This window comes from Streptomyces synnematoformans (assembly GCF_039531005.1).
Taxonomy (GTDB): Bacteria; Actinomycetota; Actinomycetes; order Streptomycetales; family Streptomycetaceae; genus Streptomyces; species Streptomyces synnematoformans.
In genome coordinates, this window is sequence record NZ_BAAAPF010000240.1 from 1 (window position 1) to 11,069 (window position 11,069).

Consider the following 11,069-nt stretch of genomic DNA (forward strand, 5'->3'; position numbering starts at 1 on the left):
CTCTCCGGCGCCGGCCGCGCCCAGGCCGCAGCCGCCGCCGCCCACCTCGCCGCCCGCGGCACCGTCCAGGCCGTCGTCAGCTCCCCGCTGCGCCGCTGCCGCGAGACCGCGGACGCGGTCGCCGGCCGGCTCGGGCTCGACGTCCGGGTCGACGACGGCGTGCGCGAGGCGGACTTCGGCGCCTGGGAGGGGCTGACGTTCGCGGAGGTGCAGGAGCGCCACCCCGGCGACCTCGCCGCCTGGCTGCGCTCCACGAAGGCGGCCCCCACCGGCGACGGGGAGTCCTTCGCCGAGGTCAGCCGCCGCGTCGCGCTCTCCCGCGACAAGATCCTCGCCCGCTACGCCGGCCGCACGGTGCTCCTCGTCACCCACGTGACCCCGGTCAAGACCCTGGTCCGGCTGGCCCTGGGCGCCCCGCCGGAGTCGCTGTTCCGCATGGAGCTGTCGGCGGCGTCGCTGTCGGAGGTCGCGTACTACGCGGACGGGCACGCGAGCGTACGCCTCCTGAACGACACCGCCCACCTGCGCTGACTCAGCCCCCGCCGAGCGCCGCCGCCTCACCGGCGAGCCTCTCCACCGTCGCCCAGTCCTTCGCCGCCAGCGCCGCCTGCGGCAGCATCCACGTGCCGCCCACGCAGCCGACGTTGGGCAGCGCGAGGTACCGGGGCGCCGACTCCGCCGTGATCCCGCCCGTCGGGCAGAAGCGGGCGCGCGGCAGCGGCGAGCCGAGGGACTTCAGGTACGCCGCCCCGCCGGACGCCTCCGCCGGGAAGAACTTCATCTCCGTCACCCCGCGCTCCAGCAGGCCCATCGCCTCCGACGCCGTGGAGACCCCCGGCAGGCAGGGCAGCCCCGAGGCGGCCATCGCGGCCAGCAGCCGGTCGGTGGTGCCGGGGCTGACGAGGAACCGGGCGCCCGCGGCGGCGGAGGCGTCGACGGCCCCGGCGCTCAGCACGGTGCCGGCGCCGACCACCGCGTCCGGCACCTCGGCGGCGATGGCCCGGATCGCGTCGAGCGCGGCCGGCGTGCGCAGGGTCACCTCGACCGCGGGCAGGCCCCCGGCGACCAGCGCACGGGCGAGCGGCACGGCGTCGGCGGGGTCGTCGAGGACGTCGACGGGGATGACGGGGGCGAGGCCGAGGACGGAGGCGGGGGCGGAGTCAGTGGTCACGTCGTCATCGTGCCGCCGCGGTCGCGGCGGTGCAACGCACGTTGCGTACGGTGCAATCCGGTGGGTCCGCCCGGTGGCGGCGGGATCCCGCGTTGCCGGTGGGCCGCTGCGTTGTCGGTGGGGCGGCCTACCCTGGGCGGGGGTGCGGGAATGAGGGCCAGAGGGGCGGCTACAGCTCCGTCACCACCACGTCCAGCTGCCACGGCTGCCCCGCGCGCCGCGGTGCCTCGCCCTCCACCCGGTAGCCCAGGTCGCGCAGCGCGGTGACCAACTGCTCGGGAGTGCGCGGCCTGGCGCCGGCGGTCAGCAGGTCGCGCAGCAGCCGGCCCTTCGTCGCCTTGTTGAAGTGGCTGACCACCGACCGCTTCTCCACCCCGTCGACCACCGTCGCGTGCAGCACCCGTACCGCGGCCGTGCGCGCCGCCAGCTCGCCGCGCGGGCGCCAGGCCGCCGCGTACGCCGAGGAGCGCAGGTCGAGTACGAGCCCGCGGCCGGCCGCCGCCGGCAGGGCGGCGTCGAGCGGGCCGCGCCAGTAGGCGCCGAGCGGGCCGGCGGCAGGGAGGCGTACGCCCATGGAGCAGCGGTACGGGGGGATGCGGTCGCCGATGCGGACGGCGCCCCACAGGCCGGAGAAGACCAGCAGCGACGCGGACGCGCGCCGCTTCGCCGCGGGGTCGAGCGTGGCGAGGCCGAGCGCGTCGTAGAGCACGCCGGTGTAGACCTGCCCCGCGGGGCGGGCCGGCGCGGTCCGCAGCCGGGCGTTGCGCGCGACTTCGCCGCGCAGGCCGTCGGTGAGCCCCAGGACGTCGGCGGCCTTCTCCTCGTCGGCGGCGCAGAGTGCGACCAGCTCGTCGAGGACGGCCTCGCGGGCGGCGGTGAGCCCGGGCAGGGAGAGCGCGTCGAGCTTCAGTGCGGCCCCGCGCCTGGCCTCGGCCTTGCCCTCGGACGGCGGCAGCAGTACGAGCACGAATTCCTCCCGCGGTGATGTTTCCGGTTCCCCCTCCGCCGTCCGGCAGCCTACCCGCGCCGCGCCCGCGGTCCGGAGAAGGCGCCGTGCGCGGACCATTGACAAACCCGTGACCTGCCTCAAAACTCTGACTGCCAATCAGCAAGAGATTGACCCCGTTACGCAAACTTACGTCGATCTCTTGCAAGAGAGCGGCATACGCGCTCTGTCAGCCCCCCACAGAACAGAGGACACCATGAAGTGGAAGCAGCTCAGACGGCGGGTGGCCGTCGGGATACCGGCGCTCGGCCTGGTCGCGGTCGGGGTCCTGCCCCTCTCCGGCCAGGCCCTCGCCGGTATCGCCCCCGAGGGTGGCGGCACCGGCGGCAGCGGCTCCGCCGGGACGGGGGCCGCGGCCGCCGCGGCCGGCGCGGCCGGCGCGGAACTGCCGTACGTGGAGTACGAGGCCGAGGCCGGCACGTACGACGGCACCCTGGTGGAGGCCGACGCGAAGCGGACCTTCGGGCACACCAACTTCGGCTCGGAGTCCTCGGGCCGCCGGTCGGTGCGGCTGGAGAACACTGGTCAGTACGTCGAGTTCACCTCGACCGCGCCGACCAACTCCATCGTCGTCCGCAACTCCATCCCCGACGCCCCGGGCGGCGGCGGGTTGGACGCCACCCTCAGCCTCTACGCGAACGGCGCGTTCGTGCAGAAGCTGGACCTGTCGTCCAAGCACAGCTGGCTGTACGGCACCACCGACGACCCCGAGGGCCTGACCAACACCCCGCAGAACGACGCCCGCCGCCTCTTCGACGAGTCCCACGCGCTGCTGGAGCAGAGCTACCCGGAGGGCACCACCTTCCGCCTCCAGCGCGACGCCGACGACAGCGCCGCGTTCTACGTCATCGACCTGATCGACCTGGAGCAGGTCGCGCCGCCGGCCGAGAAGCCGGCCGCCTGCACGTCGATCACCGAGTACGGCGCCGTGCCCGACGACGGCGGCGACGACACCGAGGCCCTGCAGTCCGCCGTCACCGCCGACCAGAACGGCGAGATCGAGTGCGTCTGGGTCCCGCCGGGGCAGTGGCGGCAGGAGCAGAAGATCCTCACCGAGGACCTCGCCGGCGGCCAGTACAACCAGGTCGGCATCCGCGACGTCGACATCCGCGGCGCCGGCATGTGGCACTCGCAGTTCTCCACGCTCACCCCGCCGCACGAGGCCGACGGCATCAACCACCCGCACGAGGGCAACTTCGGCTTCGACATCGACAGGAACACCCGGATCTCCGACATCGCCATCTTCGGCTCCGGCACCATCCGCGGCGGCGACGGGGGCCACGAGGGCGGCGTGGGCCTGAACGGCCGGTTCGGCGTCGGCACCGAGATCTCGAACGTGTGGATCGAGCACGCCAACGTCGGCGTCTGGGTCGGCCGCGACTACTCCAACAGGCCCGAGCTGTGGGGCCCGGCCGACGGACTGAAGTTCAGCGGGATGCGCATCCGCAACACGTACGCCGACGGCATCAACTTCACCAACGGCACCCGCAACTCCGAGGTCGTCAACTCCTCCTTCCGCACCACCGGGGACGACTCCCTCGCCGTCTGGGCCAGCAAGTACGTGAAGGACCCGGCCACCGACATCGGCCACGACAACCGCTTCAGGAACAACACCATCCAGCTCCCCTGGCGCGCGAACGGGGTCGCGATCTACGGCGGCTACGGCAACACCGTCGAGAACAACCTGATCTCCGACACCGCGAACTACCCCGGCATCATGCTCGCCACCGACCACGACCCCGTGCCCTTCTCGGGCGAGACCGTGATCTCGGGCAACTCCCTGTACCGCTGCGGTGGCGCGTTCTGGGGCGAGGCGCAGGAGTTCGGCGCCATCACACTCTTCCCCGCGGGCCAGCCGATCCCGGGCGTGACCATCAAGGACACCGACATCCACGACTCGACGTACGACGGGATCCAGTTCAAGTCGGGCGGCGGCGATATGCCGAACGTGAACATCTCGAACGTGACGATCGAGAAGTCCAACAACGGCGCCGGCATCCTCGCCATGGGCGGCGCCCGCGGCAGCGCGAACCTCACGAACGTCACCATCACCGACTCGGCGGAGGGCGACGTCGTCGTCGAGCCGGGCTCGCAGTTCGTGATCAACGGCTGGCCGGACGCGGAGAACGGCACCCCGGCCCGCGGCCGGGAGGGCTGACACCGGCACCGCACCCGCCACCCCGGGGCGGGCCGGCCGGGACTTCCGCGTCCCGGCCGGCCCACCGCGGCAGGGGCGGGGGCTACGGCAGCCCGTCGACGTGCGGGCCGACCGTGTCCGACCAGGCGTTGCCGTTGCTGGCGTCCCAGTTGGTCGACCAGGTCATCGCGCCGCGCAGGCCCGGGTACGTCCGCTCCGGCTGGAACGAGCCGCAGCCGGTGCCCCGGGTCAGGCAGTCGAGCGCGTCGGTCACCACACCCGGGTCCACGTACCCGCCGCCGGCCGCCTGCGGCGAGGCGGGCGTGCCGAGGCCGACCTGCGAGGGGTCGAGCCCGTTCTCCAACTGGATGCAGGCGAGCGCGGTGAGGAAGTCGACCGTGCCCTGGGCGTAGACCTGGCCGTCGCAGCCCAGCATGGAACCGCTGTTGTAGTACTGCATGTTGACGACGGTGAGGAAGTCCTTGATGTTCAGCGCCGTCTTGAAGTACTCGTTGTCCGGCGACTGCATGTCGATGGTCTGCGGCGCCATCGTCACCACCAGGCCGTCGCCGGCGCCCGCGTGGATCGCCTCCAGGGCCTGCGTCATGTACGTGGAGTCGAGACCGTTCTCCAGGTCGATGTCGACGCCGTCGAACCCGTACTCCTCCATGAGCCCGAGGATGCTGGTCGCGAAGGCGTCCGCGGACGCCGCGTCGTTGACGGAGACCGCGCCGCGCTCGCCGCCGACCGAGACGACGACGGACTTGCCGCTCTCCTGCTTGGCGGCGATGTCGGCCTTGAAGGCGTCCTCGGTGTAGTCCAGTGCCGGGTCCAGGGTGAAGTCGACCTGGCCGGGGGTGCCGGTCGCGTCGGCGAAGGCGACGGCGACGATGTCGTACGCCTCCGGCACGTCGGCGATGGTCTGCACCGTGGCGCCGTTGTCGAAGTTCTGCCAGTAGCCGGTGACCGCGTGCGCGGGCACGGCCGCCGTGCTCCCGGCGGCGGGCGGCCGCTCGGGGCCGGCCGCCCCCTCCGTGACGGCGAAGACCAGCCCGCCCGCGGCCAGCGACACAGCGCCGGCGATGCCGACGAGCCGCTTGCGTATCCTCCGGTTCCTGCGGGTTCGTGCGCGTGCCACAACTGCCTCCAGTGGGGGGTGGGGTGCGTGGGGGAGTCCGGCGGCGCGGACCCGTCCCTCTCGGGACGGACGGGCCCGCACCGGCCGCGTTCGGTTCAGCAGCTCAGGTTGTCACCGGGGGTCGTGCCGAGGATCTGCACGAACTGCGTGTACTTGTCGATCCGGCTCTGCACCTGGGCGGGGTTCCCGCCGTCGCACTCGATCGACCCGTTGATGGCCCGGATGGTCTCGCCGAAGCCGTGCCCGCCGACGACGGCGTCGTGCGCGGGCATCGCCCCGGGCCCGGACTGCGTCATCCAGTACCAGATGCCGGTCTGCCACGCCACGGCGGCGTTCCGCTCCACCTGCCAGGGGTCGTTCAGCAGGTCGATGCCGAGCGCGTCGCCGGCGGCCTTGTAGTTGAAGTTCCAGCTGAGCTGGATGGGCCCGCGCCCGTAGTACGCGGCCTGCCCGGCGGGGCAGCCGTAGGGCTGCGACGCGTCGCAGTAGTGCGGGTAGTTGTCCTGGTTCTGCTCGACGATGTGCACGAGCCCGCCGGTCTCGTGACTGACGTTCGCCAGGAACGCGGCGGCCTCCCGCTTCTGCGTCGTCTCGTCACCGGTGGTGGCGAACGCGGGGTACGCGCCGAGCGCGTCGGTCAGCCCCCGGTACGTGTAGAAGGCGTTCCGCCCCGGGAACATCTGCTCGAACTGCGCCTCACTGACGACGAACGCGGCAGCCTCCGCCCCGTCCACGCGGTCCTCGCCTCCCTCGCCGGCCGACGCGGTCACGGGCACGACGACGGCCAGCGCCGCGGCGAGTGCGCCGACCGTGAGCAGTGCCTTGACCTTTGTTCCGAGTTTCCTCAGCACCTCATCACTCTCCTGGTGGGGGGTCACCGGCGCGAACGCCGGCGTTTGGAGCTTGACGGGGCGCAGTCAATCATCTTGGTCTGCACCAACACAAGGTGTAGACCAATGGCTTACGATCAGGTCGACTTGTCGCCTTGCACGCCCTCCCACCGGCTACCACGGGCCGGTGACCGCTTCCGCGTCGGCGGGCCGGGCAACTGGGGCGTAGCGGCGGGACTTGACCCTGACGTCCGGGTCAGGGGTTAGCGTCCCCGCGCTCTCACGCACCAGGAGGAACGCCCATGCCCACCACCCTGCCCGGCACCGCCCGCGAAGTCCGGCTCGCCGCGGCACCGGACGGTCTGCCGACCGCGGCCGACCTCACTGTCGCCGAGACCCCGGTCCGGCCGCCCGCGGCCGGGGAGGTGCTCGTACGCAACAGCCACTTCCTCGTCTTTCCCGGCCTGCGCACCCTCATCGGCGGCGAGGCCGGTGGCGACGTGCCGCTGCCACCGCTGCACGCCGGCGACGTGCTCTTCGGCTCCGCCGTGGGCGAGGTCGTCGCGGCGGCGGACGGCGGCAGGCTGCGCCCCGGTGACGCGGTCGGGCACTTCCTTGGCTGGCGGGAGTACGCGGTGGTGCCCGAGGACGGCTGCACCGTGCTCGACGGTGCGCTGCCCGACCCGGTCGCCCACCTCGCTCAGGGCGCGGCGCCATATCGCTCGCTGACCCGCCTCACCGGGGTTCGCGCGGGCGACACCGTACTCGTCACCGGCGCGAGCGGCGCGGTCGGCACCCTCGCCGGGCAGATCGCCCGCCTGCTGGGCGCGGGCCGGGTGATCGGCGCCACCGGCTCGGACCACAAGGCACGCCGCCTCGTCGAGGAACTCGGCTGCGACGCCGTCATCCGCCGTGACCACGGCGACCTCGACGGCCAGCTCGCCGCCGCCGCGCCCGGCGGCATCGACGTACTCCTCGACACCACCGGCGGCCCACTTCTCGCCGCCGCGCTCCGCGCCGCCCGGCAGGACGCCAGGTTCGCGCTGGTCGGCGCGGTATCCGGCCAGTTGGACGCGGGCCGGGCCGGCGGCAGCGCCCCGGTCGAACTCGACTCGTTCCGCATCGTCGTCAAGGGCGTGACTCTACGCGGTTTCAGCGCCACCGACCTGCCCGCCGCCGAGGCCGAGTGGACCACGCGCTTCGGTACATGGCTGCGCTCCGGTGAGATCCGCTTTCCGTACGTGCGCGTCCCGGGCATCGACGCGGCGCCCCGGGCGTTGCAGGAAGTGATGGCAGGTCGCCACTTCGGGGCGGTCGTGGTGGAGGTGTAGCGAGACGATGCGGATCGGCGACGCGGCGGCGGCGACCGGCACGACCCCCAGAGCCCTGCGCTTTTACGAGCAGCGCGGCCTGCTCCCGCCGCCGCCGCGCAGCGCCACCGGCCAGCGCGAGTACGGCCCGCCGGACCTCGCCCGGGTCAGGGTGATCCGCGAGTTGCTCGCGCTCGGTCTCACCGTCGCCGACCTGGCCGCCCGCGCCCGCACGCTGCACGAGGTCAGCGAGTACCCGCCGCCCCGTTGCGGCTCGCCGGACACCCGGGACGCGGGCGCAGTCGTCGGTCACCGCATCGCCGTCCTCGACGCCGAGATCGCCCGGCTGACCCGGCTCCGCGATCAGCTCGAACAACTCCACCTGCGGCCGGCGTGCCATGACCGGCATCTCTTCCCAGGGTCGTCTTGACGTCGGCCGGTCAAGGATCGTTGAGCCGTTCGCCCGGCACGCCGGCAGGGGGGAGCGCACGGCTACCCGTCCCTCGCAGGGGCGCTCCAGGCGAGTGCGCGATGGCGGTCAGCTCTCCAGCAGGCGGAAGTCCGCGAAGTCGAAGCCCGGCGAGACGATGCAGCTGACGAGGACCTCCTCGGCGCCGGCGGGCTCGGCGCGCTGCCAGACTCCGGGAGGGACGAGGACCTGGGGCTGGTGGCCGGCGGCGAGGTCGGGGCCGAGGACGACCTGGGTCGGCCGCCCGCCGGGGGTGTCGCCGTCTCCTCCCATGGTCAGGCGCAGGGGGCCGCCGCGGTGCCAGAGCCACAGCTCCGCGGAGCGCACCGTGTGCCAGGCGGACTCCTCGCCTGCCGTCAGCAGGAAGTAGATCGCCGTGGCGGTGGCCCGGCCGCCCGTGTACCCCTCGGGGGCCACGGTGATGTCGCTGGCCCAGGTCTGCCGGTACCAGCCGCCTTCCGGGTGGGGCTGGAGGTCGAGCAGTTCCGCTGTCTCCGGCCGTTCTCCACTGCTCATCGATCGCTCCTCGCCGGGGTCGGCTCTCTCCGGGGCGCGCCGCCAACCAGGCGGCTGTGCCGAGGCGTTGTCCGGACGGCGGACGGCGCCGGTCTGCACCCGCGTACGACCCTAACGCTCTCGCGGGACGTGCCGGGTCCGGGGTGAGGCCGATGTCCGGGCTGCCGGCTGTCAAACGGCTTGGCGTGGCGTCGACTCCGTCGACTGCTCCCGGGGCGGCGGCGCCTCTGCTCGGCACCGCGGTCGCGGTTGGCTCCCGGCTTGCTGTGGGACAGGCCGCGCCGTCGGTCAGGCCAGGTCGGACATGTCGAGCACGAAGCGGTAGCGGACGTCGTTGTGCTCCAGGCGTTCGAGAGCGGTGTTCACCTCGGACGACGGCAGTAGTTCGATATCTGCGGTGATGCCGTGCGCGGCGCAGAAGCGCAGCATGGCGGCGGTGGACGAGCGGCCGCCGCTGCCGGCGGAGCTGAGCTTCTTGCGGCCGATGAGCAGGTCCAGGGTGTCCACGGTGACCGGTCCGAGGTGGCCGAGGTGGCTGAGCGTGCCGTCCATGGCGGTCATCCGCAGGTACGGAGCCGGATCGTGGGGGGCGGGGATGGTGTCGATGACCACGTCGAACCGGTCGCGGACCGCTTCCATCTGCTCGGAGTCGGTGGACACGACGAGTCCCTGCGCCCCCAGGCGGCGCGCTTCGCCGGCCTTGTCCGGAGTCCGGCTGACGACGGAGGTCGTGGCGCCGAGCGCTGTCGCCATCTTGATCGCCAGGTGCCCCAGGCCGCCCAGCCCGGCCACGGCCACGGCACTGCCGGGCCCCACTCCGAGCGCCCGCAGCGGTTCCCAGACGGTGACCCCGGCGCAGAGCAGGGGAGCTGCGGCGGCCGGGTCGAGGCCCGCGGGGAGGTGGTAGGCGAACTGACGGCTGACGACGTACTCGCGGGAGTACCCGCCCAGCGTGGTCGTCCCGTCCTGCCGGTCGGGTCCGCCGTAGGTGAGGGTCGGAAACTCACGGCAGAAGTTCTCCTGCCCGGCCCGGCACATGCGGCAGACGCGGCACGAGTCGACGATGTTGCCGACGGCCACGGGGGCGCCCGGGGAGAAGCCGGAAACCGCGCCGCCGACCTCGGTGACCACGCCGGTGAACTCGTGCCCGGGTACGAGCGGGCCGTTCGCGTCGCTCTCGTACGCCCGCAGCGCGTGGAGGTCAGTGTGGCAGACGCCGCAGTACTCGACGCGTACCGCGATGTCGTCCGGGCGGAGATCCCGGCGCTCCAGCGCCGCGCGGCGCAGGGTCCGGGTCGCGCTGTCCGCCCGCCATCCGGTCGTAGGACGCATCACCAGCTCCTTAGACAGACTGTTCGGTCTGTTTTGACCGTAGGCGCACGGGAGCCCAAAGGCAAACAGACAGGTCTGTCTGCTAGGGTGCCGAGCATGGCTGACCAGCCGTCCAGCAGCCGCGGCGCCGCGACGTACCAGCGCATCGTCGATGCCGCCACCCGGGAATTCGCCCAGCACGGCATCGCCGGCGCACGCATCGAGCGGATCGTCGCCGCCGCACGCACCAACAAGGCGCAGCTCTACGGCTACTTCGGAAACAAGGACGCGCTCTTCGACACGATCTTCCTGGCCTCACTGGAGCGGATCACCAACGTCGTCCCCGTCGACGCCACGGACCTTGCCGACTGGGCGGTGCGCCTCTACGACGAGTACCTCAGCCGCCCGGATCTGATCCGGCTCGCGACCTGGGCGCGCCTGGAGCGGCGCCCGACCGGGAATCTCGTGGCGGACCACGACCGCTACGACGACCACAAACTCCGCGCCATCGCAGAGGCCCAGGCCGCCGGGCTCGTCAGGCAGGGAGACCCCTTCGACGTGATGGCCGTGGTCATCGCCATGTCCATGGCCTGGTCGCCGGTGAGCAACGTCTACGCCGCCCATGCCGAGGAGGACGAGGACGTGCACGACCGACGGCGCGCCCTCCTCCGAGACTGCGTGCAACGCGCCGTCGCCCCGGACGGGGGAGCCTGAGCGAGCGCGCTCGTCTTCGTTCCGGCCGCCCGGCCGCAGCGCGGCGAGCCGGGAGGCGCTGGGGACCTGGTCGGCGGCCGGTGTCGGGTACGAGGCCGCGCGGGCGGTGGGACGCGGTCGGCCGCGCAACCGCACGCGGCAAACCCGGCGACGTCGACGATCACCCCCGGGATACTGGTGCCCATGGATGAGGTCGCAGTCGTCGTCGCCCATTCGGAGCGCGCGACCCTGCGCGTCGGCGATGTGTTCCTGAAGGTGGATGCCGATCAGGCGCGCGTCGACGTCGAGGCTGAGGCGATGGCGCTGGCGCCGGTCCCGACCCCGGAGGTCCTGTGGCGCAAGCCGTCCGTGCTTGCGATCGCCGCGGTCCCGGGGACAGCGCTCGGCCGCCTCGGCGAGCCGTCGACCAAGTCGCCGGCGGCGTGGGCCGCGGCGGGTGCCGCCGTCCGGAAGCTGCACGACGCGCC

At 73.0% G+C, this 11,069-nt stretch carries 11 protein-coding genes and 1 pseudogene; 6 read left to right on the forward strand and 6 right to left on the reverse strand.

Annotation, left to right across the window (positions count from 1 at the left end; genetic code table 11):
• The coding region (locus tag ABD317_RS27025; protein ID WP_344292867.1) for a histidine phosphatase family protein at window positions 1–531 on the forward strand (531 nt) is incomplete at its 5' end.
• Between the two features lies 1 nt (window position 532).
• Here the strand turns inward: ABD317_RS27025 and eda are convergent.
• Complete coding sequence (gene eda, locus ABD317_RS27030) at window positions 533–1,171, reverse strand: bifunctional 4-hydroxy-2-oxoglutarate aldolase/2-dehydro-3-deoxy-phosphogluconate aldolase (RefSeq protein ID WP_344292869.1); 639 nt, start codon at window positions 1,169–1,171, stop codon at window positions 533–535.
• Between the two features lie 169 nt (window positions 1,172–1,340).
• Complete coding sequence (yaaA, locus tag ABD317_RS27035) at window positions 1,341–2,138, reverse strand: peroxide stress protein YaaA (protein ID WP_344292871.1); 798 nt, start codon at window positions 2,136–2,138, stop codon at window positions 1,341–1,343.
• A gap of 235 nt (window positions 2,139–2,373) precedes the next feature.
• Here yaaA and ABD317_RS27040 point away from each other — a divergent pair, with 235 nt between their 5' ends.
• The gene (locus tag ABD317_RS27040; RefSeq protein ID WP_344292872.1) at window positions 2,374–4,335 is read left to right on the forward strand and encodes a right-handed parallel beta-helix repeat-containing protein; all 1,962 of its coding nucleotides are present in this window, start codon (window positions 2,374–2,376) and stop codon (window positions 4,333–4,335) included.
• 82 nt (window positions 4,336–4,417) lie between these two features.
• Here the strand turns inward: ABD317_RS27040 and ABD317_RS27045 are convergent, their stop codons facing one another.
• A complete protein-coding gene (locus tag ABD317_RS27045) occupies window positions 4,418–5,452 on the reverse strand; it encodes a chitinase (RefSeq protein ID WP_344292874.1) in 1,035 nt (344 codons plus the stop codon).
• 95 nt (window positions 5,453–5,547) lie between these two features.
• The gene (locus tag ABD317_RS27050) at window positions 5,548–6,303 is read right to left on the reverse strand and encodes a chitinase (protein ID WP_344292876.1); all 756 of its coding nucleotides are present in this window, start codon (window positions 6,301–6,303) and stop codon (window positions 5,548–5,550) included.
• A gap of 281 nt (window positions 6,304–6,584) precedes the next feature.
• On the opposite strand from ABD317_RS27050, the gene ABD317_RS27055 reads away from it, so the two are divergent.
• Together ABD317_RS27055 and ABD317_RS27060 are read left to right on the forward strand one after the other, a co-directional pair.
• A complete protein-coding gene (locus ABD317_RS27055; protein WP_344292878.1) occupies window positions 6,585–7,613 on the forward strand; it encodes an MDR family NADP-dependent oxidoreductase in 1,029 nt (342 codons plus the stop codon).
• Window positions 7,614–7,620: 7 nt separating this feature from the next.
• Window positions 7,621–8,022, forward strand: a complete 402-nt coding sequence (locus ABD317_RS27060; RefSeq protein WP_051438491.1) for a MerR family transcriptional regulator — start codon at window positions 7,621–7,623, stop codon at window positions 8,020–8,022.
• Window positions 8,023–8,130: 108 nt separating this feature from the next.
• On the opposite strand, the gene ABD317_RS27065 is transcribed toward ABD317_RS27060, so the two are convergent.
• The gene (locus ABD317_RS27065; protein WP_344292880.1) at window positions 8,131–8,577 is read right to left on the reverse strand and encodes a cupin domain-containing protein; all 447 of its coding nucleotides are present in this window, start codon (window positions 8,575–8,577) and stop codon (window positions 8,131–8,133) included.
• Window positions 8,578–8,865: 288 nt separating this feature from the next.
• Complete coding sequence (locus ABD317_RS27070) at window positions 8,866–9,909, reverse strand: NAD(P)-dependent alcohol dehydrogenase (RefSeq protein WP_344292882.1); 1,044 nt, start codon at window positions 9,907–9,909, stop codon at window positions 8,866–8,868.
• Between the two features lie 96 nt (window positions 9,910–10,005).
• Between ABD317_RS27070 and ABD317_RS27075 the strand changes: the two genes are divergently transcribed.
• Window positions 10,006–10,602 (forward strand): TetR/AcrR family transcriptional regulator, encoded by a 597-nt coding sequence (locus ABD317_RS27075; protein WP_344292884.1) that lies wholly within the window; start codon window positions 10,006–10,008, stop codon window positions 10,600–10,602.
• A 183-nt stretch (window positions 10,603–10,785) separates the two neighbouring features.
• Window positions 10,786–11,069, forward strand: a pseudogene (locus tag ABD317_RS27080) (aminoglycoside phosphotransferase family protein); the annotation flags it as partial.